Annotated in this window: 25 protein-coding genes; 15 read left to right on the top strand and 10 right to left on the bottom strand. The window is 64.6% G+C overall.

The window, feature by feature from the left end; translation table 11 throughout:
• The first annotated feature begins 4 nt into the window (after nt 1-4).
• Nucleotides 5-280, top strand: a complete 276-nt coding sequence (locus VL52_RS16065; protein ID WP_046157965.1) for a hypothetical protein — start codon at nt 5-7, stop codon at nt 278-280.
• A 258-nt stretch (nt 281-538) separates the two neighbouring features.
• Nucleotides 539-1,045, top strand: a complete 507-nt coding sequence (locus VL52_RS16060) for a hypothetical protein (protein ID WP_046157964.1) — start codon at nt 539-541, stop codon at nt 1,043-1,045.
• Nucleotides 1,046-1,093: 48 nt separating this feature from the next.
• Here VL52_RS16060 and VL52_RS16055 read toward each other — a convergent pair whose 3' ends face one another.
• Together VL52_RS16055 and VL52_RS16050 are read right to left on the bottom strand one after the other, a co-directional pair.
• Entirely contained in the window at nt 1,094-1,669 is a 576-nt protein-coding gene (locus VL52_RS16055) for a GNAT family N-acetyltransferase (protein ID WP_046157963.1), read from the bottom strand.
• A 23-nt stretch (nt 1,670-1,692) separates the two neighbouring features.
• Nucleotides 1,693-2,598, bottom strand: a complete 906-nt coding sequence (locus tag VL52_RS16050; RefSeq protein WP_046157962.1) for a DMT family transporter — start codon at nt 2,596-2,598, stop codon at nt 1,693-1,695.
• Nucleotides 2,599-2,653: 55 nt separating this feature from the next.
• Here VL52_RS16050 and dapC point away from each other — a divergent pair, with 55 nt between their 5' ends.
• The 10 genes from dapC (at nt 2,654) to VL52_RS16000 (ending at nt 10,218) form a co-directional block, all read left to right on the top strand.
• Entirely contained in the window at nt 2,654-3,859 is a 1,206-nt protein-coding gene (gene dapC, locus VL52_RS16045) for a succinyldiaminopimelate transaminase (protein ID WP_046157961.1), read from the top strand.
• 67 nt (nt 3,860-3,926) lie between these two features.
• Nucleotides 3,927-4,748: a 2,3,4,5-tetrahydropyridine-2,6-dicarboxylate N-succinyltransferase gene (gene dapD, locus VL52_RS16040; RefSeq protein ID WP_031295650.1), complete on the top strand. Its 822-nt coding sequence runs from the start codon at nt 3,927-3,929 to the stop codon at nt 4,746-4,748.
• 318 nt (nt 4,749-5,066) lie between these two features.
• Nucleotides 5,067-5,885 carry an ABC transporter ATP-binding protein gene (locus VL52_RS16035; protein ID WP_046157960.1) on the top strand — a complete coding sequence of 273 codons (819 nt, stop codon included), beginning with the start codon at nt 5,067-5,069 and terminating at the stop codon, nt 5,883-5,885.
• A complete protein-coding gene (gene mlaE / locus VL52_RS16030) occupies nt 5,878-6,663 on the top strand; it encodes a lipid asymmetry maintenance ABC transporter permease subunit MlaE (protein ID WP_046157959.1) in 786 nt (261 codons plus the stop codon). Before VL52_RS16035 ends, mlaE begins: the two co-directional genes overlap by 8 nt.
• A gap of 11 nt (nt 6,664-6,674) precedes the next feature.
• Complete coding sequence (mlaD, locus tag VL52_RS16025; RefSeq protein WP_046157958.1) at nt 6,675-7,142, top strand: outer membrane lipid asymmetry maintenance protein MlaD; 468 nt, start codon at nt 6,675-6,677, stop codon at nt 7,140-7,142.
• 71 nt (nt 7,143-7,213) lie between these two features.
• Nucleotides 7,214-7,846 (top strand): MlaC/ttg2D family ABC transporter substrate-binding protein, encoded by a 633-nt coding sequence (locus VL52_RS16020; RefSeq protein WP_046157957.1) that lies wholly within the window; start codon nt 7,214-7,216, stop codon nt 7,844-7,846.
• The gene (locus VL52_RS16015; RefSeq protein ID WP_052717641.1) at nt 7,846-8,133 is read left to right on the top strand and encodes an STAS domain-containing protein; all 288 of its coding nucleotides are present in this window, start codon (nt 7,846-7,848) and stop codon (nt 8,131-8,133) included. The genes VL52_RS16020 and VL52_RS16015 overlap by 1 nt, the downstream gene beginning before the upstream one ends.
• 2 nt (nt 8,134-8,135) lie before the next feature.
• Nucleotides 8,136-8,945: an MlaA family lipoprotein gene (locus VL52_RS16010; protein WP_046157956.1), complete on the top strand. Its 810-nt coding sequence runs from the start codon at nt 8,136-8,138 to the stop codon at nt 8,943-8,945.
• Nucleotides 8,946-9,020: 75 nt separating this feature from the next.
• Nucleotides 9,021-9,359 (top strand): zinc ribbon domain-containing protein YjdM, encoded by a 339-nt coding sequence (locus VL52_RS16005; RefSeq protein ID WP_021475023.1) that lies wholly within the window; start codon nt 9,021-9,023, stop codon nt 9,357-9,359.
• Between the two features lie 100 nt (nt 9,360-9,459).
• Entirely contained in the window at nt 9,460-10,218 is a 759-nt protein-coding gene (locus VL52_RS16000; protein WP_052729348.1) for a transporter substrate-binding domain-containing protein, read from the top strand.
• Between the two features lie 81 nt (nt 10,219-10,299).
• On the opposite strand, the gene murA is transcribed toward VL52_RS16000, so the two are convergent.
• The 5 genes from murA to VL52_RS15975 form a co-directional block, all read right to left on the bottom strand.
• Complete coding sequence (gene murA, locus VL52_RS15995) at nt 10,300-11,553, bottom strand: UDP-N-acetylglucosamine 1-carboxyvinyltransferase (protein ID WP_046157955.1); 1,254 nt, start codon at nt 11,551-11,553, stop codon at nt 10,300-10,302.
• A gap of 10 nt (nt 11,554-11,563) precedes the next feature.
• Entirely contained in the window at nt 11,564-11,809 is a 246-nt protein-coding gene (locus VL52_RS15990; RefSeq protein ID WP_046157954.1) for a BolA family protein, read from the bottom strand.
• 27 nt (nt 11,810-11,836) lie between these two features.
• A complete protein-coding gene (locus VL52_RS15985; RefSeq protein ID WP_046157953.1) occupies nt 11,837-12,592 on the bottom strand; it encodes an ABC transporter permease in 756 nt (251 codons plus the stop codon).
• Nucleotides 12,589-13,491: an ABC transporter ATP-binding protein gene (locus VL52_RS15980; protein WP_046157983.1), complete on the bottom strand. Its 903-nt coding sequence runs from the start codon at nt 13,489-13,491 to the stop codon at nt 12,589-12,591. The genes VL52_RS15985 and VL52_RS15980 overlap by 4 nt, the downstream gene beginning before the upstream one ends.
• An 84-nt stretch (nt 13,492-13,575) precedes the next feature.
• Nucleotides 13,576-14,223, bottom strand: coding sequence for a TetR family transcriptional regulator (locus VL52_RS15975; protein ID WP_046157952.1), 648 nt, complete (start codon nt 14,221-14,223; stop codon nt 13,576-13,578).
• A gap of 219 nt (nt 14,224-14,442) precedes the next feature.
• On the opposite strand from VL52_RS15975, the gene VL52_RS15970 reads away from it, so the two are divergent.
• Genes VL52_RS15970 through VL52_RS15960 form a run of 3 tightly spaced genes read left to right on the top strand, consistent with a single transcriptional unit; the run spans nt 14,443 to nt 20,189 of the window.
• Nucleotides 14,443-15,630 (top strand): efflux RND transporter periplasmic adaptor subunit, encoded by a 1,188-nt coding sequence (locus VL52_RS15970; RefSeq protein WP_046157951.1) that lies wholly within the window; start codon nt 14,443-14,445, stop codon nt 15,628-15,630.
• Nucleotides 15,631-15,649: 19 nt separating this feature from the next.
• Nucleotides 15,650-18,793, top strand: coding sequence for an efflux RND transporter permease subunit (locus VL52_RS15965; RefSeq protein WP_046157950.1), 3,144 nt, complete (start codon nt 15,650-15,652; stop codon nt 18,791-18,793).
• Nucleotides 18,786-20,189: an efflux transporter outer membrane subunit gene (locus VL52_RS15960; protein WP_046157949.1), complete on the top strand. Its 1,404-nt coding sequence runs from the start codon at nt 18,786-18,788 to the stop codon at nt 20,187-20,189. The genes VL52_RS15965 and VL52_RS15960 overlap by 8 nt, the downstream gene beginning before the upstream one ends.
• A 69-nt stretch (nt 20,190-20,258) precedes the next feature.
• Here the strand turns inward: VL52_RS15960 and VL52_RS15955 are convergent, their stop codons facing one another.
• From VL52_RS15955 to VL52_RS24705, 3 genes are all read right to left on the bottom strand, one after another.
• Nucleotides 20,259-20,837 (bottom strand): tail fiber assembly protein, encoded by a 579-nt coding sequence (locus tag VL52_RS15955; RefSeq protein ID WP_046157948.1) that lies wholly within the window; start codon nt 20,835-20,837, stop codon nt 20,259-20,261.
• A gap of 11 nt (nt 20,838-20,848) precedes the next feature.
• Nucleotides 20,849-23,083: a tail fiber protein gene (locus VL52_RS23460; RefSeq protein ID WP_052729347.1), complete on the bottom strand. Its 2,235-nt coding sequence runs from the start codon at nt 23,081-23,083 to the stop codon at nt 20,849-20,851.
• A 231-nt stretch (nt 23,084-23,314) separates the two neighbouring features.
• Nucleotides 23,315-23,617, bottom strand: coding sequence for a hypothetical protein (locus VL52_RS24705; protein WP_144410296.1), 303 nt, complete (start codon nt 23,615-23,617; stop codon nt 23,315-23,317).
• Nucleotides 23,618-23,621 lie beyond the last annotated feature (4 nt).

Here is a 23,621-nt window from a genome sequence, read left to right as displayed (position 1 = left end):
CGCCATGCGCACCTTCCGGCTTCATCTGGGCAATGGGTTCGAACACACCTTCACCTGCAGCCAGAACGCCAAGCTCACATTCCTGGTCAACGGCAGCCCCGCCGACTGCAGCGTCTTCGACATGACGGACGCTAGCGCGCCCAAGCTGCTGAGCCAACAGAAATCGATCTCCCCCGGCAATATCTCCAGACCGGTCTCGCTCAAGGCCAACACCCGCTACAAGGCGCAGATCAATCCCCACGGCGATCCCAAGCTGTCCCATGCCACGATCAACTGGTGAACGCCGCCTTATCGGAAAAACAGGTTTGCAAATGCAAAATCTTGCAGACAAATGTGTCGATATACCTGCTTTTATAGGATATCTGCCGACATAAATCGGCTGGCCGCAATCCCAGTATCCGCGCCCGGCCGCCAACGCTAGGCTGGTCACACTTCCCGCCGCCCCTGCGGCCACTACCCGAAAACGGAGACCTTCCATGACCGCGACACGCCCCCACGCCTTCTGCTGTTGACCAACCCCAACGCAGGAGTATCCGACATGGCACACAGCATCGCAGTGAACGTTCCCGCCAGGCAGGAAATCGAAGCCGCCGACGGCGTCGTCAAACAGCTGAAGGAGTATCAGTCGAAAAACTGGGCGATAGGCCTGAACGGCGACAACCTGGCGCCGGACAACTTCCTGGCCTTCTTCACCGAGCGCCAGCTGCCGTTCGCCTACTACGTCCGCGCGCAGGGCGTCAGCGTCGGCGAGCCGTCGGCCTATCAGATCAACATCGATACGCTGAACCACTACGTCGCGCTGATCCGCAGCGCCGAGGGCATCGCCGTGCACGGCGCGATCACGCAGCTGAACCACTACAAGGCCAATAATTGGGCGATCGGCCTGAACGGCAGCACGCTGCAGCCGGACGACTTCCTGCCCTTCTTCGACACCCGCGGCGTGGCGTTCGCCTACTACGTGCGCAGCGGCGGCGTCGAACTGGGCACCCCGGCCGCCTACGACAACAATGTCCGGGCGCTGCAACAGTACCTGGACAATCTGTAAACTCCCGCTTCCCGCCCCGCCGGCTCCCGCCGCGGGGCGGCCTCCCCCTCAGTCCCGCTTGCGCCGCCGCGACACCGTCGCCTCGATATTCTTGCGGCCGATCAGCTTGACCGGCTCCGGCATCGCCGGCGCTTCCGCCTCGCCCAGCCACTTGTACATCACCAGGCAGTCCACCAGCCCGTGGACCGCGTGACGGTACGCGCGCGGCAGCCGGCCGACGACGTCGAAGCCCAGCTTCTGCCACAACGCCACCGCCGCCGCGTTGGTGGCCACCACGCTGTTGAACTGCAGCGCCAGAAACCCCCGCTCCCGCGCGCGTTGCTGCGAATGCTCGCACATCGCGCGGGCCACGCCCTTGCCTCGCGCCGCCGGCGCCACCATGTAGCCGCAGTTGCCGACGTGGCCGCCGGGCCCGGCGGCGTTGGCCTTGAGGAAATAGCTGCCCAGCAGCTGGCCGTCGTCTTCCGCCAGCCAGGTTTCCAGCGGCGCCTCGCACCACAGCCGGCGCGCCGCCTCCTGGTCCATGTCCGGGTCGAAAGCGTAGGTTTCGCGGGCGGCCACCACCTCGCTGAACACCGGCCAGAACGCCGCGAAATCCCGCGGCTCCATCAATCTGATCTGCATCTTGTCTTTCCGATTCTCGATACTCAAGGCGTGGGCTGCGGCTTGCTGCCGGGCCGGCTCATGCCGCCGGACAGCAGGCTGGCGCCGGCGATCAACGCGCCGCCCAGCCACTCCTGCAGCGACATTTTCTCGCCGGCCAGCAGATAGGCCGACACCGCGGCGAACACCAGCTCCATCAGCATCAGCGTCATCGCCTGGGTAGCCGGCATGATGGACAGGCCGTACTGCGACACCACGCTGGTGCACAGCAGCACCACGCCCAGAATCGACAATACCAGCCAGCTCTCGGCCGGGATTTCCAGCATCCTGGGAAGCTCGCCGCTCTGCAGCAGGCAGAACGCGCCGATCAGCGCCACGCCGAACCACACCGTCGCCGACTTCACCGGCACCGGAATGCCGTGCGAGCGGCGGCTGATCACATTGCCCAGCGCGAAAGCCATGCCGCCTGACAGCGCCAGCCACTCGTAGCGGTGGGTCAGCGGCAGCTCGCCGGCGAATAGTTCCGGCCGGTAGATGAACACGCAACAGCCCAGCAGCGACAAGCCCACCACCGCCCAGCCGCGGCGGGTCAGGTGCTCGTGCAGCAGCAGCCTGGATAGCAACGCGGTCCACAGCGGCGACAGGTAGAACAACAGCAGCACCCGCATCACCTGGCCTTCGGCCACCGCCATCGTGTAGCTGAAATTGCACCAGCCGAACAACAGCGTCAGCAGCACCAGCACCGGCTCGAAATGGAACTGGCGCCGGTAGACTTTGAAGAACAGCGTCAGGCCGGCGGCGATGGTGACCAGATAGGTGGCCAGCGAGGCCATCGGCACGCTGACGCCCTGGGCGTTGAGGCTACGGAACGGGTACCACATCAGCCCCCACACCAGCGCGGTGGTGAGGATGCCGGAGGTGGCGACGATTTTTTGTTTTACAGGTGTCATGGCTGTTCTTAAGATGGTCGATTGCCTGTGCCGAATTTCCGATGGAGACGCCGCTTTGAATCCCCGCCTGGACCAATTGCACCCCTACCCGTTCCAGCGCCTGGCGACGCTGCTCGCCGATGCCAAGCCGCCGGCGGCATTGCCGCACATCAGCCTGGCGATGGGCGAGCCCAAGCATCCGGCGCCGCGACTGGTGAAGGACGCGCTGTGCGCGAATCTCGCCGGCCTGTCCGGCTACCCGGCGACGCAAGGCACGCCGGCGCTGCGCCAGGCCTGCGCCGACTGGGCCGAGCGCCGCTACGGCGTGAAGCTGGACCCGGCCGGCGAAGTGCTGCCGGTCAACGGCAGCCGCGAGGCGCTGTTCTCGCTGACCCAGTGCCTGATCGACGCCGGCGGCGCGTCCCAACCGGTAGTGGTGTCTCCCAATCCCTTTTACCAGATTTACGAAGGCGCGGCACTGCTGGCCGGCGCCGAGCCCTACTACCTGAACTGCGAGGCGGCGAACCGCTTCCAGCCGGACTGGGACGGCGTGCCGGATGACGTGTGGCGGCGCGCGCAGCTTGCGATCGTCTGCAGCCCCGGCAATCCCACCGGCGCGGTGATGGACCTGGCCGCCTGGGACAAGCTGTTCGCGCTGTCGGACCGCCACGGTTTCGTCATCGCCAGCGACGAATGCTATTCCGAGATCTATTTCGACGCGCCGCCGCTGGGCGGCCTGTCCGCCGCGCGCGCGCTCGGCCGCGGCTTGGAGCGGCTGGTGATGCTGACCAGCCTGTCCAAGCGCTCCAACGTGCCCGGCATGCGCTCCGGCTTCGTCGCCGGCGACGCCGCCGTCCTGAAGCAGTTCCTGCTGTACCGCACCTACCACGGCAGCGCGATGAGCCTGACGGTGCAGGCGGCAAGCCAGGCCGCCTGGAACGACGAGGCGCACGTCGAGTCCAACCGGGCCGCCTACGCCGCCAAATTCGCCGCGGTGCTGCCGCTGCTGCAGCCGGTTCTCGAGGTGGAGATGCCGGAAGCCGGCTTCTACCTGTGGGCGAAAGTGCCGGACGGCGACGACGCGGCCTTCGCCCGCGCGCTGTTCCAGCAGCGACACGTGACGGTGCTGCCAGGCAGCTTCCTCGCCCGCGACGCCCACGGCGCCAACCCCGGCCGCGGCTACGTGCGCATCGCGTTGGTGGCCGAGCAAGCTGAATGCGTGGCCGCCGCGCAAAGGATTGTAGAATTCCTCCAGACCCAGCGCGCCGCGACGCCGGCGTGACGCTCCGCCACAGGACCCAGAATCACAGATGACGACTTCGATTCACATTGCCAAAGGACTGAACCAGATGCATCCGATCCAAAGCCTGATCGAACAGGCATTCGAAAACCGCGCCGAGATCACCCCCGCCACCGTGTCGCCGGAACTGAAGGCCGCCATTGAGCAGGTCGTAACGGAACTGGACAACGGCCATCTGCGCGTCGCCGAGAAGCAAGGCGGCGACTGGGTGGTGAACCAATGGGTGAAGAAGGCGGTGCTGCTGTCCTTCCGCATCCGCGACAACGCGGTGCAGGACGACGGCGTCAACCGCTACTTCGACAAGGTGGACACCAAGTTCGCCGACTGGAGCCAGGCCCGCTTCCAGGAAGCCGGCTTCCGCGTGGTGCCGGGCGCGGTGGCGCGCAAGGGCAGCTTCATCGCCAAGAACACCGTGCTGATGCCGTCCTACGTCAATATCGGCGCCTACGTCGACGAAGGCGCGATGGTGGACACCTGGGCCACCGTCGGCTCCTGCGCCCAGATCGGCAAGAACGTGCACCTGTCCGGCGGCGTCGGCATCGGCGGCGTGCTGGAGCCGCTGCAGGCCAACCCCACCATCATCGAAGACAACTGCTTCATCGGCGCGCGCTCGGAAATCGTCGAGGGCGTGATCGTCGGCGAGGGCTCGGTGATCTCGATGGGCGTCTACATCGGCCAATCCACCAAGATCTACGACCGCGAAACCGGCGAAGTGATGTACGGCCGCGTGCCGCCGGGCTCGGTGGTGGTATCCGGCAACCTGCCGTCCAAGGACGGCAGCCACAGCCTGTACTGCGCGGTGATCGTCAAGAAGGTGGACGCGCAAACCCGCAGCAAGACCAGCATCAACGAACTGCTGCGCGGCGTGTGATCCCGATCCAAGACGCCTCCCGGCGTCTTGGCGCCGGCCGCGAACCGATCCACGGGCGCGGCCGGTGTGCCATTATGGCAACACCCCTGCCTCTGTCTTAATGACATAGGCATCAAACTGCGGCGATTTTGCACACCGTAACATAGCGAGATTTGGCGCAAAGTCGCCAACGCTATAAAATCCAGCTATTCGAGACCGGATAGTACGCTACCATAAACCGCGGCCGGCCTGATTCCCGCCGGTAGCGAAGCAGGTTGAATTTCACCGTCGCAGCGGGGTCAGATACGAGACCCCTCTTTCAAGCTGTTTGGAATTTTTGTGTCCACAGACCATTTCATCGAATTCAGGAACGTCAGCTTCGCCTACGGCGACCGGCCCATCCTGAAGAACCTTACGCTCAGCGTGCCGCGCGGCAAGCTGGTCGCCATCATGGGCGGCAGCGGCAGCGGCAAGACCACGCTGCTGCGGCTGATTTCCGGCCAGATTCGCCCGCAATCGGGCGAAGTGCTGGTGGACGGCCGCGACATCGCGCGGATGAGCCAGTCCGAGCTGTACCAGCACCGCCGCCGCATGGGCATGCTGTTCCAGTTCGGCGCGCTGTTCACCGACCTTTCGGTCGCCGACAACGTCGCCTTCCCGCTGCGCGAGCACACCAAGCTGCCGGAAAGCATGATTCAGGACCTCGTCACCATGAAGCTGGAGGCGGTGGGCCTGCGCGGCACGCAGAAGCTGATGCCGGCCGAACTGTCCGGCGGCATGGCGCGCCGCGTCGCGCTGGCGCGCGCGATCGCGCTCGATCCGCAGCTGATGCTGTACGACGAGCCCTTCACCGGCCTGGACCCGATCTCGCTGGGCGTGATCGCGCTGTTGGTCAAGAAGCTGAACGACGCGCTGGGCACCACCGCGGTGATGGTCACCCACGACGTGCACCAGTCGCTGGCCATCGTCGACCACGTGCTGTTCGTCGCGGGCGGCCAGATCATCGCCCAGGGCACGCCGGACGAAGTCCGTGCTTCCGACTCTCCTTGGGTGAAGCAGTTCATCAACGGCGAGGCCGACGGCCCGGTGCACTACAACTTCCCCGCCGCCACCTCGCTGGCTGCGGACCTGGGTCTGCAAGGAGGCGGGCATGCTTGACTTTCTGACCTCGCCGCTGCGCCGCCTCGGCCATGCCACCATCAACGCCGTCTGGCGGCTGGGCTTCGCCGCCCGCTTCCTGGCCGCCATCCTGCTCAACAGCGGCCAGAGCCTGCTGCGGCTGCAGATGACGATACGCGAGATCTACTTCGCCGGCGTGATGTCGCTGATCATCATCGTTGTCTCCGGCCTGTTCGTCGGCATGGTGCTCGGCCTGCAGGGCTACACCACGCTGGCCAAGTTCGGCTCCGCCGACGCGCTGGGCGCGATGGTGGCGCTGGCGCTGCTGCGCGAGCTGGGTCCGGTGCTGGCCGCGCTGCTGTTCGCCAGCCGCGCCGGCAGCGCGATGACCGCCGAAATCGGCCTGATGAAAACCACCGAGCAGCTGGACGCGATGAGCGTGATGGCGGTCAACCCGATGGCCCGCGTGATCGCGCCGCGCTTCTGGGCCGGCGTCGTCTCCATGCCCATCCTGGCCGCGCTGTTCAACGTGGTCGGCATCTTCGGCGGCTACCTGGTCGGCGTGGTGATGATAGGCCTGGACGCCGGGACGTTCTGGTCGCAGATGCAGGGCAACGTCGACCTGCACTACGACGTGGTCAACGGCATCATCAAGAGCCTGGTGTTCGGCATCGCCGTGACGCTGATCGCCGTGTTCGAAGGCTACGACGCCACCCCGACCGCCGCCGGCGTGTCGGCCGCCACCACCCGCACCGTGGTCACCTCGGCGCTGGTGATCCTGGCGCTGGACTTCGTGCTGACCGCCTTCATGTTCTAGGAATAAAACAAATGAAACGCTCTACCATTGATTTGTGGGTCGGCATTTTCGTCGCCCTCGGCATCGCCGCCGTCGTCTTCCTGTCGCTGAAGGTTGCCAACCTGACGCCGCAGAGCGCGTCGCAAACCTACATCGTCTACGCCGATTTCGACAACGTCGGCGGCCTGAAGGTGAAGGCCCCGGTCAAGGAAGCCGGCGTGCTGGTGGGCCGCGTGTCCGACATCCGCCTGGACCCGAAGACTTACCGCGCCCGCGTCGCGCTGAACATCGACAAGACCTACCAGCTCAGCGACGACGTCAGCGCCTCGATCCTGACCTCCGGCCTGCTGGGCGAGCAATACATAGGCCTGCAGCAAGGCGGCTCGGAAACCAATCTGGCGCCCGGCGGCACCATCACCATCACCTCCTCGGCGCTGGTGCTGGAACAGTTGATCGGTAAATTCATGACCGGATTTACCGGCAAAGACGCAAGCAAATAGCGTCGCAAGCGGGGCCAACCCTCCTCGCGGCACCGCGTGCCGCCCGACTAGTGAAAAATGGAATGTCGCAAATGAAGAAACTGCTTACCCTGTTCTGTCTGATGCTGGGCCTGTCCTCCACCCAGGTTCTGGCCGCCGCCGACAACCCGGTAGAGCTGATCAAGGACAGCTCGCGCCAAGTGCTCGACATCCTGAAGCAGGACAACGGCAAGAACACCAAACAAGTGCGCCAGCAGGCCGAAGCCGTCGCCGTGCCGCTGTTCGACTTCCCGCGCATGACCGCGCTGGCGGTCGGCCTGGGCTGGCGCCAGGCGTCGCCGGATCAGCGCAATGAGCTGACCCAGCAGTTCCAGACCCTGCTGGTGCGCACCTACTCCACCACCATGACCCGCTTCAAGACCGCCCAGGTCAATGTGCAGCCCAACCCGGTGGCCGGCGCCAACGGCAAGGACGTCACCGTGAAATCCAGCGTCACCCTGCCGGGCAACACCAATCCGGTGTCCGTCGACTACGTGCTGAACAAGGGCGACAAGGGTTGGAAGATCTACAACGTCAGCGTGGAAGGCGCCAGCCTGGTGACCGTGTACCGCAACAGCTTCAACGAGGAAATCCGCAAGAACGGCGTGGACGGCCTGATCAAGCTGCTGCAGGACAAGAACGCCGGCCCGGCATCTGCCGCTGCGGCCGCCAAGGGCAAGGGCTGATGCTGAACGCCACCGCCCCCGGCGCGGCCAGCCTGTCCGGCCGCATCGACATGGACAGCTGCGCCGGCTTGGCGCGGCCGCTGGTCCAGCTGGCGGCCCAGGGGCCGCTGCGGCTGGACCTGTCCGGCGTGGAAGCCGCAGACTCCGCCGCGCTGGCGCTGCTGCTGTCGGCGCGCCGCGCCGCCGCCGCCGCCGGCCACGCCCTGACGCTGTCCGGCATGCCCGCCGGCCTCGCCACGCTGGCCGGCCTGTACGACCTGGAGGCGCTGCTTTGCGCCGGAGAATGACCATGCGCCCCGCCCGATTCCTGGCCCCCGCCGCGCTACTGCTGCTGGCAGGCTGCGCCAGCCACCCCACCACCGCTTACGACCCGTACGAGCCGTACAACCGCGCGATGTTCACGGTTAACGACAAAGCCGATCAATGGGTGATCAAGCCGGTGGCCCAGGGTTACCAGGCCGTGGTGCCATCGCCGATCCGCACCGGAGTAGGCAACTTCTTCGACAACCTGAAGGATGTCTACAGCTTCGCCTTCAACATCCTGCGCGCCGAGCCGGAAAAAGCCGCCAACGACTTCATGCGCGTGGCGATGAACACCGGCTTCGGCCTGTTCGGCCTGATCGACATCGCCGACCAAGCCGGCTTGAAGAACAACAAGACCTCGTTGGGCGATGTGATGGTCTCCTGGGGCTGGAAGAACAGCAATTACTTCGTACTGCCCTTCTTCGGCCCGTCGACGGTGCGCGACAGCACCGGCCTCGCCACCTCGCTGGCCGGCCCCGGCCCGGAAAAGCTGGTCTACCACAACACCAACGAAGCCATTGCCTTCTACAGCGTCTACGGCGTCAACACCCGCGCCAAGCTGCTGGGCGCCGACAATTTATTGGACACCGCCGCGGTGGACCGTTACAGCTATACCCGCGACCTCTATATGCAATACCGCGCCAAACAGCTGGGCCAGCCGGACCCGACCCAGCCGGTGGACAACTTCAATCTGGACGACCTGGTGAACGGCGGCGACAGTTCCGCCCCGGCGGCAGAACGCAAAGCCGCGCCGGCGGAAGCCTCCGCGCCCGCCGCCGCGTCTGCCGCGCAATAAGCGCCTGCCTCGTCCCCATGCCGCTGCCGTCCCCCGGACGGCGGCGTTTTTCTTTTTCAAAACACAGGAGCCGCCATGAGCCAATTGCCCGCCTGTCCGCAATGCGGATCGGAATACACCTACCAGGACGGCGCGCTGTTCGTGTGCCCGGAGTGCGCGCATGAATGGAGCGACCAGCCCGCCGCCGCGGCTGAGGAACAACGCGTGGTGCGCGACGCTGTCGGCAACGTATTGCAGGACGGCGACAGCGTCACCGTGATCAAGGACCTGAAGGTCAAGGGATCGTCGCTGGTGGTCAAGGTCGGCACCAAGGTGAAGAACATCCGTCTGGTGGACGGCGACCATGACATCGACTGCAAGATAGACGGCATCGGCGCGATGGGCCTGAAGTCGGAGTTCGTCAAGAAAGCCTGACCCGCGCGGCGGATGCCGGCGATCGACGAAGGCGGCCCCGGGCCGCCTTTTTTCATCCCTTCTATACTCATGACAACTCCATCGCCAAGCGCCGACACCGATGATCCGCGTATTGTCCGGACTATGCGCCGGCCTGTGGCTATGCCAGGCCGCCGCCCAGCCTCCCGCCGTCCGCCTGTGCCATGAGGACGCGCCATCCTATCCCTGGCTGCTGGAAAACGGCCGCGGCCTCAGCCAGATCATGATGGGCATGGTGGCAGACCGGCTTGGCATCGCGATCCAGACCGAAGCGCTGCCCTGGGTGCGCTGCATGGCCGAGGTCAAGGCCGGCCGCCTGGACGGCCTGTACAAGGTCAGCTACGCGCCGGAGCGGATGGCGCTGGGCGAGTTTCCGCTGAAGCACGGCCAACCCGACGCCGCGCTGCGCATGCTGACCGACAGCTACCATCTCTACCGCGCCAGAAACGGCCATCTGGGCTGGGACGGCCGCCATATCGCCCACGCGGACAGGGGCATCGCCGCCCAGGCCGGTTTTTCCATCGTCGGCCAGCTGCAGCAATGGGGCCTGCGGGTGGACAGCAGTTCGCGCAGCGCGGCGGTCATCCTGCGCAAGGTGCTGCTGGGCAGGGTGGACGGCGCGGCGCTGCAAAGCCGGGCGGCGGACGACGCCATCGCCGCCGACCCATCGCTGCAAAACAAGCTGGACAAGCTGGAGCCGCCGCTGGCGGTCAAACCCTATTACCTGATCTTCTCGCACGATTTCTACCAACGCCAGCCGGCGCTCGCCCGGCGCATATGGGACGCCGTGGCCGAGGTGCGCGCTTCGCCGGCCTACGCCGCCGTCCGCCCCGGCCAGTGAGCGGCGGCAAACGCCGGCGCCGGACAAAAAACGCCGCGGCCCGAAGGTCCGCGGCGTTTTCCGTCATCGACGGCTCTGCGCTCAGCTGACGCGCTCGATCAGCGCGCCGACGGCGCCCAGCTTTTTCTCGATGTACTCGTAGCCGCGGTCCAGGTGGTAGATGCGGTCGACGATGGTCTCGCCCTCGGCCACCAGGCCGGCGATCACCAGGCTGGCGGACGCGCGCAGGTCGGTGGCCATCACGGTGGCGCCGGACAGCTTCTCCACGCCCTTGACGATGGCGGTGTTGCCTTCCACTTCGATGTTGGCGCCCATGCGGTTCAGTTCCGGCACGTGCATGAAGCGGTTTTCGAAGATGGTCTCGGTCACCACGCCGGCGCCCTCGGCCACGCAGTTCAGCGTCATCAGCTGCGCCTGCATGTCGGTCGGGAAGGCTGGGTACGGCAGGGTGCGGAAGTTGACGGCCTTGGGGCGCTGCTTCATGTCCAGCGAGATCCAGTCGTCGCCGCATTCGATCAGCGCGCCGGTTTCGCGCAGCTTGTCCAGCACCGCCTCCATGCTCTGAGGCGCGGCGTTGCGCAACACCACGTGGCCGCGGGTCATCGCGCCGGCCACCAGGAAAGTGCCGGCCTCGATGCGGTCCGGCATCACCGCGTACTCGGCGCCATGCAGCTTGTCCACGCCCTCGACCACCAGGCGGTCGCTGCCGATGCCGGAAATCCTGGCGCCCATCGCCACCAGGCAGTGGGCCAGGTCGGTCACTTCCGGCTCGCGGGCGGCGTTTTCCAGGATGGTGGTGCCTTCGGCCAGGGTGGCGGCCATCAGCAGGTTTTCGGTTCCGCCGACAGTCACCATGTCCATCACGATGCGGGCGCCGCGCAGGCGCTTGGCGCGCGCCTTGACGTAGCCGTGTTCGATCGACACTTCCGCGCCCATCGCCACCAGGCCCTTGATGTGCTGGTCCACCGGGCGGCTCCCTATCGCGCAGCCGCCGGGCAGCGACACCGTGGCTTCGCCGAAGCGCGCCAGCGTCGGGCCCAGCACCAGGATGGACGCGCGCATGGTCTTCACCAGCTCGTACGGCGCCACCAGGCTGTCCAGCTGCGAAGCGGTGATCTCCACCTCGTGCACATTGTCGGTCATCACCCGCACGCCCATGCCCTGCAGCAGCTTCTGGGTGGTGGCGATGTCGCGCAGCATCGGCACGTTGGTGAAACGCATGGTGTCGCCGGTCAACAGGCCGGCGCAGAGGATGGGCAGCGCGGCGTTCTTGGCGCCGGAGACTCGGATCTCGCCATTCAGCGGGCCGTTGCCGATGATTTTCAGTTTATCCATGGTATTGCTTTCAGGCTTGCTGTTTGGCCCACTCGTCCGGCGTGGCCGCCTTGACGATGGAGAGCGCGTGGATTTCGTTGCTGGCCAGGCGGCTGGCGATCACTTCCTTCACCATGCGGTGGCGGTCGATCAGGCGCTTGCCCTCGAAGGCGGCCGACACCACGGTGGCGTAAAAGTGGTGGCCGTCGCCTTCCACTTTCAGGAAAGCACAGTCGAGGCCGGCCTCGATATATTGTTTGACTTGCTCAGGGGTCATCTTGATTGTCCGAATGGCGAATAGGGTTCAGTGGCGCAGCTTGTAGCCGGAGCGGATCATGCCCAGCGCCAGCGCGCACAGCAGCGCGAAGCTGCCGGCCGCCACGCCGGCCGACAGCCAGGGGTTGACGTCGGCCTGGCCGAAGAAACCGTAGCGGAAGCCGTCGATCATGTAGAACACCGGGTTGGCGTGCGACACGGCGTACCAGAACGGCGGCAGGCTGTGGATGGAATAGAACACGCCTGACAGGAAAGTCAGCGGCATGATCAAAAAGTTCTGGAAGGCGGCCAACTGGTCGAATTTTTCCGCCCAGATGCCGGCGATCACGCCCAGCGCGCCCAGCACGCCGCAGCCGAGCACCGCGAAGACCAGCGCCCACAGCGGCTGGGCCGGCAACGGCAGGCCGAACCAGGCGGTGACGGCGAGCACGCCGGCGCCCACCGCCAGGCCGCGCACGATCGAGGCCAGCAGATAGGCGAAGAAGAACTCGGCCGCGGTCAGCGGCGGCAGCAGCAGGAACACGATGTTGCCGGTGATCTTGGACTGGATCAGGCTGGACGAGCTGTTGGCGAAGGCGTTCTGCGCCATCGACATCATCGCCAGGCCCGGGATCAGGAAGGCGGTGTAGTCGACGCCGGGATAGGCCTCGACATGCTTGGACAGCACGTGGGCGAAGATCAGCTGGTACATCAGCGCGGTCAGCACCGGCGCCGCCACGGTCTGGAACGCCACTTTCCAGAAGCGCACCAGTTCCTTCTTGAACAGGGTGAAGAAGCCGGTCATGCCGCGCCTCCATTCATCATCTTGACGAACACGCTTTCCAGATCCGCCTCCACCACGTTCAGTTCGCGCACTTCCACGCCGGCCAGGCGCAGCTCGGCGAGCACGCCCTCCAGCTCGGACAGCTCGGCCAGCTGCAGCACCGCGCGGCCGTCGTCGTCGCGCAGCTTGCGCGGCGCGAGGCTCGCGGGCAGCGGGCCGGACAGCTTGACCGCCACTTCGCGGCTCGCGCTGTGGGCCAGCAGCTTGTCCTTGTTCTCCAACGCCAGCAGCCTGCCCTTCTTCAGCATGGCGATGCGGCCGCACAAGGCCTCGGCTTCTTCCAGATAGTGGGTGGTCAGCACGATGGTGGTGCCGGCGCGGTTCAGTTCCTGGACGAAGGTCCACAGGCTCTGGCGCAGCTCGACGTCGACGCCGGCGGTGGGCTCGTCCAGCACCACCACGGGCGGGCGGTGCACCAGCGCCTGCGCCACCATCACCCGGCGCTTCATGCCGCCGGACAAGGCGCGCATATTGCTGTCGGCCTTGTCGGCCAGGCCCAGCTTGAACAGCAGCTCGTCGATCCAGGCCTCGTTGCGGGCCAGGCCGAAGTAGCCGGATTGAAAGCGCAGCGTCTCGCGCACCGACAGGAAGGGATCGAACACCAGCTCCTGCGGCACCACGCCGAGCGCGCGCCGCGCGTCGCGGAAGTCGCGCACCACGTCGCGGCCCATCACCCGGATGCTGCCGCTGTCGGGGCGGGCCAGGCCGGCCAGCGCCGAGATCAGCGTGGTCTTGCCGGCGCCGTTGGGGCCGAGCAAGGCGAAGAATTCGCCGGGCTCGACAGCGAAGCTCACCCGGTCCAGCGCCTGCAACTGGCCGTAGCGCTTGCTGACGGCCTCGATTTCGATTGCGTGGGACATGAAAACCATGGGGCCACCAAGGCGATGCCGTCCGGATGAACGCGCGCTAGTGGCTTGAGAAAAAAGCGCAATTATAGCGCCGGCTCAGCCGCAAGTGGTAAGTTGTTCCATCACCGGCGGCAGGAAAATGCCGCGGTACAAATACTGCAACAGCCGGCTGGCGGCCAGGGTGGCGTCCGGACACGGCGTCTCCACCAGCAGCCGGTTCATCAGGCCGTCGTGCAGCGACTGCAGCGCCACCGCCACTTCGTCCGGATCGACGCAATCGTAGGTCTGTCCCCGCTCCTTGGCGGCCCGCACCACCTGGCTCAGCATCCCGCGCGCCTCGTGCATGTGGGCGACGCATTCCTCGTGGATCGGCGCCAGTTCGCCGACGTGCTCGCTGCGCATGAACAGGATCAGCAGGATGCGCCTCACCTGCGGATTATGCTCGATCAGCGCCAGCAGACGGTGGCTGTGCTGCCACAGCGCCTGGGCCGGATCGGTGTTGGCGACAAGCAACAATTGCTCGCGCATGTCGTCGAACGACGGCGACACCCGGTCCAGCATCGCTCGGTACAGATCCAATTTGTTCTGGAAGTGCCAGTACACCGCGCCCCGGGTCAAGCCGGCGGCGGTGGCGATTTCCGCCAGCGTGGTGCGCGACACGCCCTGCTCGCTGAACAGCTGTTCGGCGGCGTCCAGCAGCAGCTGGCGGGTCTGTTCCGCTTCCTCACGTGTTTTCCGTGCCATTCCTGATTCTTTACGCTAGTACTAATTAATGAATTTTAACGCCTATCCCTAGCCGATATCGCAAAGCTGTTACATGACTCGACATTTCTTCATTTTACATACAGACGCGTATGTATGTAAAATGCGCAGACTCGGGGATATGACACCTCAGACCATTCCCCCAATAACAAAGTAATTCTCCATTACCTTTCCGGATTCTGCTTTCGAGGACTCGAAACCATGCAAGCAAGTGCAGTTTTCCCGCGCGCCGCGCGCGGGCTGATGCTGGGCGTAGTGGCCGCCAGCCTGGCGGCCTGCGGCCAGAAACCCGACGCCCAAGCCGGCGGCGCGATGCCGCCGGTGCCGGTAGCCGTGATCAAGGCGCAGCCGGCCGACGTGCCGGTGTCGTACGAATTCGTCGGCCAGGCGGCCGGCTCGCGCGAAGTGGAAGTGCGCGCCCGCGTCGGCGGCATCCTGCAGAAGCGCGCCTACGCCGAAGGCAAGCCGGTGAAGGCCGGCGACCTGCTGTTCCAGATCGACCCCGAGCCGTTCAGGGCGGCGCTGGACCAGGCCAAGGCGAACCTGCAGGTGCAGCAGGCGCAGCTGGCCCGCACCAAGCAGGACTACGAGCGCATCATGCCGCTGTTCAAGGAGAACGCGGTCAGCCAGAAGGACCGCGACGACGCCGTGGCCGCCTACAACGCCGCCAAGGCCTCCACCGCCGCCGCGCAGGCGCAGGTGGAACAGGCGCAGATCAATCTGGGCTACACCCGCGTCACCGCGCCGATCTCCGGCATCACCAGCCAGGAAGCCCGCTCCGAGGGCAGCCTGGTGGCGACCAGCGCCGACGCCAGCCTGCTGACCAAGATCTCGCAGCTGGACCCGATCTACGTCAACTTCAGCATGTCCGACGGCGACATGCTGAACCTGCGCAAGATGCAGCACGCCGGCAAGCTGAAGCTGGCCAACGGCGGCGGTTTCGAAGTCCAGCTCAAGCTGCCCGACGGCAGCATGTACGGCAAGTCCGGCCATCTGAACTTCACCGACAGCCTGGTGGACACCACCACCGGCACCATCCGCTCGCGCGCCACCTTCGCCAATCCGCAAGGCGGCATCCTGCCCGGCCAGTTCGTCCGCGTGCAGCTGAACGGCGCGGTGCGCACCGCGGCCATCACCGTGCCCCAGCGCGCGGTGCTGACCACGCAGCAGGGCAAGATGGTTTGGGTGGTCACCGCCGAAGGCAAGGCCGCGCCGCGTCCCATCGTCACCTCGCAGGAAGTGGGCATGGACGTGCTGGTCGAGCAGGGCCTGAAGGCCGGCGACCAGGTCGTCGTCGACAACATCATCAAGCTGCGTCCGGGCGCCGAGGTCAAGCCTCACCCGTTCCAGGCCGACGCCAGCGCGCCGGCCGCCGCGGCCAAGCAGTAAACCAGGGGGAACCTGATACATGTTTTCCGCTTTCTTCATCCGGCGGCCGATCTTCGCCAGCGTGATCTCCATCGTGATCATGCTGGCGGGCCTGGCCGCCATCAAGGCGCTGCCTATCCAGCAGTACCCTGAAATCGTGCCGCCGGTGGTGAACGTCACCGCCAGCTATCCGGGCGCTTCCGCCGAAGTGATCGCCAACACCGTGGCCGCGCCGCTGGAACAGGCGATCAACGGCGTGGACGACATGCTGTACGTGCAGTCCAACAGCGCCAGCAACGGCACGCTGTCGCTGACCGTGTCGTTCAAGATCGGCACCAACGCCGACCAGGCCACCATCAACGTCAACAACCGCGTGCAATCGGTGCTGTCGCAGCTGCCGGAAGAAGTGCGGCGCCAGGGCGTCAACGTGCGCAAGAAGTCCGCCACCATCTTGCAGGTGGTGTCGCTGTTCTCGCCCGACAACAGCCACGACACGCTGTTCATCAGCAACTACGCGCTCTTGAACGTGGTGGACGAGCTGAAGCGGGTGCAGGGCGTGGGCGACGTGGTGAACTTCGCCGGCCAGGACTACTCGATGCGGATCTGGCTGAAGCCGGACAAGCTGGCGCAGCTGAAGCTGACCCCCAGCGACGTGGCCGCCGCCATCCGCGAGCAGAACTCGCAGTTCGCAGCGGGCAAGCTGGGCGCCGAGCCGACGCCGCAGAAGCTGGACTTCACCTACACCGTGACCACCAAGGGCCGCCTGTCGGAGCCTGAGGAGTTCGAGAACATCATCGTGCGCGCCAATCCCGACGGCTCCGCGGTGAAGCTGAAGGACGTGGCCCGCGTCGAGCTGGGCGCGCTGTCCTACGACTTCCACGGCAAGCACAACGGCAAGGCCACCATCCCGATCGGCATCTTCCTGGCGCCGGGCGCCAACCAGCTGGCCACCGCGCAGGCGGTGGAAACCGAGATGCTGCGCCTGTCCAAGAGCTTCCCGACCGGCCTGTCCTACGGCATCCCGTACGACACCACCAAGTTCGTCGAAGTATCGATCGAGGAGGTGTACAAGACGCTGGGCGAAGCCATGGTGCTGGTGTTCCTGGTGGTGTTCCTGTTCCTGCAGAACTGGCGCGCCACGCTGATCCCCTGCCTGGCGGTGCCGGTGTCCATCGTCGGCGCCTTCGCCGGCATGTACGCCTTCGGCTTCACCATCAACACGCTGACGCTGTTCGGCCTGGTGCTGGCCATCGGCATCGTGGTGGACGACGCCATCGTGGTGCTGGAGAACGTCGAGCGCCTGATGACGCAGGAAGGGCTGTCGCCGCGCGAAGCCAGCCTGAAGGCGATGAAGGAAGTGTCCGGCGCGCTGGTGGCCATCGTGCTGGTGCTGTGCTCGGTATTCATCCCAGTGGCTTTCCTGGGCGGCATCGCCGGCCAGATGTACAAGCAGTTCGCGATGACCATCGCCGTGTCGGTGGTGATTTCCGGCATCGTGGCGCTGACGCTGACCCCGGCGCTGTGCGCGCTGATCCTGAAGGCCGAACACCAGCACCCGAACCGCTTCTTCACCTGGTTCAACAACTGGTTCGACCGCCTGACCGAGCGCTACGCCAGCGGCGTGGCCTTCATCAACAAGCGCGCGCTGCTGGCGGTGCTGCTGTTCGGCGGCCTGATCGCCGCCTCCGCCGGCCTGTTCCGCGTCATCCCGTCCAGCCTGGCGCCGGACGAGGACCAAGGCTACATCCTGGCCGCGGCCTTCCTGCCCGACGGCGCGTCGCTGACCCGCACCGCCGCCACCATGGACAAGCTGGACGCCATGATGGCCAAGAACCCCGCGGTGCAGGACCGGATGACCTTCGCCGGCTTCGACATCCTGTCCGGCGGCAACAAGACCAACGCCGGCGTGTCCTTCATCGTGCTCAAGCCCTGGGATGAGCGCAAGTCGCCCGAGCTGTCGTCGATGGCGGTGGTGAAGGATGTATTCGGCAAAGGCGCGATGGGCATCAGCGACGGCATCGTGCTGGCCTTCAACCCGCCGCCGATCTCCGGCATGTCCAACACCGGCGGTTTCGAAGCCTATGTGCAGGACCGCGCCGGCCGCACCCCGGCCGAGCTGGGCGACATCACCAAGAAAATGGTGGCCGCCGCCGCCAAACGGCCGGAGCTGAAGGGCGTGCAAACCACCTTCTCCGCCAGCGTGCCGCAGGTCTTCGTGCAACTGGACCGCGACAAGGCCAAGGCGCTGGGCGTGCCGATCAACAGCGTATTCGACACCATGCAGAGCACCTTCGGCGCGCTGTACGTGAACGACTTCAACAAGTTCGGCCGCACCTTCCGCGTGCAGCTGCAGTCCGAAGCGCCGTTCCGCACCAAGGTGGATGATCTGCGCAACGTCTACGTGCGCTCGCAGACCGGCCAGATGATCCCGCTGACCGCGCTGGTGAACATCCAGCAAACCACCGGCCCGGAAACGCTGGAACGCTTCAACGTGTTCCCCGCGGCCAAGCTGGTGGGCGGCCCGGCGCCGGGCTACAGCTCCGGCCAGGCGCTGACCGCGCTGGAGGAAGTAGCCAAGGAAACGCTGCCCGAGGGCTATAGCCTGGCCTGGACCGGCTCCGCCTTCCAGGAAAAATCGACCAGCGGATCGTCCGTTCTGGTGTTCGGCTTCGGCATGATCATGGTGTTCCTGATCCTGGCGGCGCAGTACGAACGCTGGAGCCTGCCGATCTCGGTGCTGATGGCGGTGCCCTTCGCCGTGTTCGGCGCGCTGATGGCCAACTGGCTGCGCGGCCTGGCCAACGACGTGTACTTCCAGGTGGCGCTGGTGACGCTGATCGGCCTGTCGGCCAAGAACGCGATCCTGATCGTCGAGTTCGCGGTGCAGCAGATGGAGGAAGGCATGGAAGCGGTGGACGCAGCGATGCAAGCCGCCCGTCTGCGCTTCCGCCCGATCGTGATGACCTCGCTGGCCTTCGTGCTGGGTTGCGTGCCGCTGGCCATTTCCAGCGGCGCCGGCTCCGCCAGCCGCCACTCGATCGGCACCGGCGTGATCGGCGGCATGCTGGCCGCCACCTTCATCGCCACCTTCTTCATTCCGCTGTTCTTCATCCTGATCATGAAGCTCAGCAAACAGAACAAGCCTCAGCAAAACGCCGAGGCCGGAGGAAACGCAGATGCTTAAGCGGGCCCTGATCCCCACCTTGCTGGCGCTGGCCGTATCCGCCTGCGCGGTGGGCCCCGACTACAGCCGGCCCAAGGTCGAGCTGCCGGAGGCCCAGGCCGGCGCCCAGGCGCCGGCAGTCGGCGCCGACTGGTGGAAACGCTTCGACGACCCGGTGCTGAACCAGCTGATCGAGGAAGCCGTCAAGAGCAACCTCGACCTGCAGGCCGCCGCCGCCCGCGTCGATCAGGCCGCGGCGCAGGCCGGCATCGCCCGCGCGGCGCTGCTGCCTCAGCTTAACGCCAACGCCGGCTACCAGAGCGGCCGCACCTCGCAGCAACTCGCCACCCCGGGCGCGCCGCTGGTCAACGACGTCCGCGCCGCCAACCTGACCGCCTCATGGGAATTGGACCTGTGGGGCAAGCTGCGCCGCGGCAACGAGGCGGCGCGCGCCAGTTACCAGGCCAGCCGCTATGACCGCGACGCCGCCCAGCTGTCGCTGGCGGCCCAGGTGGCGCAAACCTACTTCCAGATGCGGGCGCTGGACGCCCAGCTGGACATCGCCAAGCGCACGCTGCAAAGCCGCGAGGAATCGCTGAAACTGCAGACCAAGCGCTTTCACGGCGGCCTGATCTCCGAACTGGACCAGCGCCAGGCCGAGGTGGAAGCCGCGTCGGCCCGCGCCTCCGTGCCGCAGTTCGCCCGTTCGCTGGAACAGACCGAAACCGCGCTCGGCGTGCTGCTGGGCCACAGCCCCAAACAGCTGGTCGACAACAGCCTGGTCCGCGGCAAGGACATCAACAGCATGGCCAGCCCGCCCGACGTGCCGGCCGACCTGCCGTCCAGCCTGCTGGAGCGCCGGCCCGACGTCGCCTCCAGCGAGCAGCAGCTGATCGCCGCCAACGCCCGCATCGGCGTGGCCAAGGCCGCCTACTTCCCCAGCATCAACCTGACCGGCGCGCTGGGCTCGCAGAGCCTGTCGCTGGACAGCCTGTTCACCGGCCCCACCCGCACCTGGAGCTTCGCCGGCAACCTGGCCGCGCCTATCTTCAACTTCGGCGCCACCGGCTATAACGTGGACGCCGCGACGGCCGGCCAGAAGCAGGCGCTGGCGCAGTACCAGAAGACGGTGCAGTCGGCGTTCAAGGACGCGCTGGATTCGCTGGCCGCCAACAGCGCCTCCCGCGACATCCTGCAGGCGCAAACCACCCAGGCGACGGCGCTGAACCGCACGCTGAAGCTGGCCGGCCTGCGCTACGACAACGGCTACGCCAGTTACCTGGACGTGCTGGACGCGCAGCGCAACAGCTTCCAGGCCGAGCTGAATCTGGTCAACGCCAAGCTGGACAAGCTCAACTCCACCATCGGCGTCTACAAGGCGCTGGGCGGGGGATGGGAGGGGGAGAAGCGGCAATAACAGCTGAAACCTTCATCTGATATAAAGCCCGTCTTACTTCAAGACGGGCTTTTTCATCAGCAAACCAGTTCAAATTGGTTGCCTCGGCCAATCCTCCTCCTCTAGCTTCGGCCACATAGGCAATAGCTCGACGCGCGACAATTGCACGCAATAACGCTTCCAGTCCTCCAGTCTGCTCAGTTCGAACGACGAGGCCATGCCCAATTCGGCGGCATCCTCCAAAGGACGGCGATTCTGATAGGCGGCGGTCAGCCTCTCCTGGACTTGCCGCCGGGCAGCGACAGCTTGTGCTGCCGACTGCGCCGCGCTATCCACCCCCCAGGCATCGCCTCTCCAAGCGGCAAAGGGCGGCGGCTGCAATTCAGTGGCATTCAAACTATCCGGGGTATCTCCGATAATCGCGGATATTTGCCGGGCATCCGCCTTGCTCCACAACGGCACCTCCCGCCAATCTGCATGCAGCATCCAGGTTTGGTTATCGTACACGGCAATCTGGCGCTCGCCCGGCTGCGGAGGCTCCTGTTCTGTGGCAAAAGCCGGCACCAGCCAGAATTCCTTCGGATCCATGGGGGATAGGGTCGCCTGATTCGAACCGAGATATTCGCCGGTTTGCGGATGGTAGCTATAAACGGTTTTCTGTGTTTCCATCGCAGAAGTCCTTAGTATTTGATACAAGCAAGCAAAGCAACGTTGCGAGGACGGGTTTCTCCTCCTCCGGTTCGCTCAGTGAAATAGCGGCCCGTGCGCAAATTGCTTATTCCCGGACCAGAGTTATCTGCCGAGACAACGCCATCCCCGGAGTTGTCATTGATAATGAAGGCTGCAGTATTGAATACCTCGATGGTGTTGATGCCATGGCCATGCGCCTCGATGCTTTGAGCTTGCGACGCGCCAGCCAGCCGTCCGGCATCGACGCCACGGCCATCATCCAGACTACGGATGAATTCCCCCCGCAGTTCAGGCAGACAAAATAGATTGTTGGGATCGGCGTTGGGTCGTTTTGGATCAGGATTGGGAAACCTGTCTTGAATCACCGCATACAAACTGGCATAAGAAGCCTTGGGCACATAGGAGCCATCGCACTTCAACCAACCGGATGGCGCTTTGTCCGAAGCGAAGTAGGCAATCTGTCCCGTGGGAATCACACTGCCATTGATCTGGCTGCTGCCTAGCAATGGCAAGCCACTCACCAACTCAAATGCCACATCCAACTGCGCATCGGTGCTGCCGGGCGCATCTCCGCGATACCGCTCTACCCCCTGCCCTTCACCACAGCCGGCCCGGCCGATCAGAATATAAGCGCTGCGATATTGGAATTTATCGCTGGCGAAAACCTGGCTGCTGGCGCCACAACGATACATGGCTTGCGGAAATCCCCCGGTCAACCTTCCCCCTTGTGGTTCGTCGAAGGTATACACGATAACCGTCGCGCCATCGGGTGCCGCGTTCAGCCAGTCTGCCGCCACCTTATCCTGGCCGCTGCTCCCAGCAAGATCAAAGGTCGCTGCGCGATTGACAGTGCCGGTAACATCCAGCTGCACCATATTGTAGTTTCGCGCCGCCGGCCCGACCGCAACTCCATCGATCTCCACGCCAGCCGTGCCATTCTTCACGGAATAACCGCTGGCTCGGACACGGACCATCCGACGGCTGTTGATCTTGGCTGCCACTTTGGATAGATCGCTTGCGCTGGCGGCATCTACGATGCCATATCCCGCCAGCGTGGTCGCTTTAGCGGCAAACTTCTCATGCAACCAACCGTAAACGCCACTCCACAAACCATTCTTAGTCACACTCAACAACGCCTGGTTATCGATCTTCAACTGCAACTCCTGGGTTCCTAAATTGGAACCCGCGCCGCCAATCGCAAACAAGCCGGTATCCCCATCGGACTCAAAAGCATAACCGGTAGTACTGGCATCCGAGCCTATCGAATCTCCTTTCTTGGCCCGAAAAGCAGAACCCCATACCCGGCCATCTTGATCCTTGCCAGCAGCATCGGCAATGCCATAGCCCACCAAGGTAGTCGACTTGTCAGCCTTGCTGGACAACTGCTTAGTGATGGTCGCTGCGTAGTTGCTGTCGTTGCCAAGAGCAGCCGCTATCTCCTGTAGGGTATTCAATGCGCCTGGAGCGCCCGCGACGATGCCGTCGACAGCAGTCTTCAGCTCAACCTTGGATGCAAATTTCTCTTCCAATGCGCCATAGGCTGGCGTCCAGATGCTGCCATTTTTATAAACATTAAAAGCCTTGGCTGAATCGATATATAAGCTGAGGTTGTCGGTACCTGTATTTGGATTATTGCCAACAGCATCGGCAAACAGACCTGTATCACCATCAGCTCCAAACGCAAAACCAACGGCAGCGTCATCGTTACCCGGCGCCCCTTTGTTGCTACGGAAAGCGCTGGCCCATGCCCGGCCACCGGCATCTTTGCCGACGCCATCAACAATGCCATACCCCGCCAGCGTGGTCGGCTTGCCGCTCGCGATCTTGCCCCAGTCGTGCGCCGGCACGTCGTCTCCGATCATCTGGCGCGCCGCGGCGACGCGACCTTTAGCGTCCACGGTCACCATGCCGTAGCTGCCCGGCGTCACGCCGCTGTCGCGCAGCGTCAGCTGGCCGCTGACATCGCGGCTGCCATCGAACATCACATTCCAGCTGCCGTCGCCGGTCGCCTCGATCTTGCGCGCTGCGCTCAGCTTGGCGGCGTTGCCGGCCGGCTGTTTGCCGCTCGCTAGTTGCTCGACCTGGTCCTTCAGATAGACGGTGCGGTTGGCAAGCTGCTTGCCTTGCAGATTGTCGATGCCGTCCGGCCCGGCCAACACCGGGTCGGAGGTTTCCAGTTGATAGATGCCGGGTTCCCAAAACAGCTTTTCCTGCAGATTGGCCATGTCATTCCTCACGGTCATGAATAGTGATGGACTGCCGACCCGCAGGCGGCAGAAGCGAAATCATGACCGTGGCAATGAACGCATGCCTCCCCGTCCAAGCGCCTGAGCCGCGCTAGGTGCGCGGCAAAAAACCGGCCTCAGACAGAGGCCGGTCTTCCGGTCAGGACGACATGGTGCCTAATCTGGAAAGATAAAACTTCTAACCGTAATTAGAAAATCGCTTTAACACCATCAAGGCTTAATCCGAGAAAGTTGCAAGGGGTCTGGCTTGGAACCATTACTCCATGCGCGACAAGCATTAATAAAATCAGACATGGCACTCTTTTCGCCTTGAGAACCTTCACGCAGAACATTCATTTGTCTCCACACAGGATAGGCCTGTAATATATACTCCTCACAAACAGTTTTCGCCTCATCTACCGCACATAAACAACTGAACTCGTCTATATCAGACCCCAGCCGCTCTACCAGCATATCCAACAAATACTTCTCTTGAACAAAGCCATAAGGCTGGCCGTTTCTAAATACTTGCATACTC

Source organism: Chromobacterium vaccinii (genome assembly GCF_000971335.1).
In the GTDB taxonomy this organism is placed as follows: Bacteria; Pseudomonadota; Gammaproteobacteria; order Burkholderiales; family Chromobacteriaceae; genus Chromobacterium; species Chromobacterium vaccinii.
Note: the sequence above shows the minus strand (reverse complement) of the source record. Positions and strands in the feature narration are given on the sequence as shown.

What these genes read in the sequence shown, in the direction of transcription:
- VL52_RS16065 (WP_046157965.1), top strand. Translation starts at nt 5, where the DNA reads ATGCGCACCTTCCGGCTTCATCTGGGCAATGGGTTCGAACACACCTTC.
- VL52_RS16060 (WP_046157964.1), top strand. Translation starts at nt 539, where the DNA reads ATGGCACACAGCATCGCAGTGAACGTTCCCGCCAGGCAGGAAATCGAA.
- VL52_RS16055 (WP_046157963.1), bottom strand. Translation starts at nt 1,669, where the DNA reads ATGCAGATCAGATTGATGGAGCCGCGGGATTTCGCGGCGTTCTGGCCG.
- VL52_RS16050 (WP_046157962.1), bottom strand. Translation starts at nt 2,598, where the DNA reads ATGACACCTGTAAAACAAAAAATCGTCGCCACCTCCGGCATCCTCACC.
- dapD (WP_031295650.1), top strand. Translation starts at nt 3,927, where the DNA reads ATGCATCCGATCCAAAGCCTGATCGAACAGGCATTCGAAAACCGCGCC.
- mlaE (WP_046157959.1), top strand. Translation starts at nt 5,878, where the DNA reads ATGCTTGACTTTCTGACCTCGCCGCTGCGCCGCCTCGGCCATGCCACC.
- mlaD (WP_046157958.1), top strand. Translation starts at nt 6,675, where the DNA reads ATGAAACGCTCTACCATTGATTTGTGGGTCGGCATTTTCGTCGCCCTC.
- VL52_RS16020 (WP_046157957.1), top strand. Translation starts at nt 7,214, where the DNA reads ATGAAGAAACTGCTTACCCTGTTCTGTCTGATGCTGGGCCTGTCCTCC.
- VL52_RS16015 (WP_052717641.1), top strand. Translation starts at nt 7,846, where the DNA reads ATGCTGAACGCCACCGCCCCCGGCGCGGCCAGCCTGTCCGGCCGCATC.
- VL52_RS16010 (WP_046157956.1), top strand. Translation starts at nt 8,136, where the DNA reads ATGCGCCCCGCCCGATTCCTGGCCCCCGCCGCGCTACTGCTGCTGGCA.
- VL52_RS16005 (WP_021475023.1), top strand. Translation starts at nt 9,021, where the DNA reads ATGAGCCAATTGCCCGCCTGTCCGCAATGCGGATCGGAATACACCTAC.
- VL52_RS16000 (WP_052729348.1), top strand. Translation starts at nt 9,460, where the DNA reads ATGATCCGCGTATTGTCCGGACTATGCGCCGGCCTGTGGCTATGCCAG.
- murA (WP_046157955.1), bottom strand. Translation starts at nt 11,553, where the DNA reads ATGGATAAACTGAAAATCATCGGCAACGGCCCGCTGAATGGCGAGATC.
- VL52_RS15990 (WP_046157954.1), bottom strand. Translation starts at nt 11,809, where the DNA reads ATGACCCCTGAGCAAGTCAAACAATATATCGAGGCCGGCCTCGACTGT.
- VL52_RS15985 (WP_046157953.1), bottom strand. Translation starts at nt 12,592, where the DNA reads ATGACCGGCTTCTTCACCCTGTTCAAGAAGGAACTGGTGCGCTTCTGG.
- VL52_RS15980 (WP_046157983.1), bottom strand. Translation starts at nt 13,491, where the DNA reads ATGTCCCACGCAATCGAAATCGAGGCCGTCAGCAAGCGCTACGGCCAG.
- VL52_RS15975 (WP_046157952.1), bottom strand. Translation starts at nt 14,223, where the DNA reads ATGGCACGGAAAACACGTGAGGAAGCGGAACAGACCCGCCAGCTGCTG.
- VL52_RS15970 (WP_046157951.1), top strand. Translation starts at nt 14,443, where the DNA reads ATGCAAGCAAGTGCAGTTTTCCCGCGCGCCGCGCGCGGGCTGATGCTG.
- VL52_RS15965 (WP_046157950.1), top strand. Translation starts at nt 15,650, where the DNA reads ATGTTTTCCGCTTTCTTCATCCGGCGGCCGATCTTCGCCAGCGTGATC.
- VL52_RS15960 (WP_046157949.1), top strand. Translation starts at nt 18,786, where the DNA reads ATGCTTAAGCGGGCCCTGATCCCCACCTTGCTGGCGCTGGCCGTATCC.
- VL52_RS15955 (WP_046157948.1), bottom strand. Translation starts at nt 20,837, where the DNA reads ATGGAAACACAGAAAACCGTTTATAGCTACCATCCGCAAACCGGCGAA.
- VL52_RS23460 (WP_052729347.1), bottom strand. Translation starts at nt 23,083, where the DNA reads ATGGCCAATCTGCAGGAAAAGCTGTTTTGGGAACCCGGCATCTATCAA.
- VL52_RS24705 (WP_144410296.1), bottom strand. Translation starts at nt 23,617, where the DNA reads ATGCAAGTATTTAGAAACGGCCAGCCTTATGGCTTTGTTCAAGAGAAG.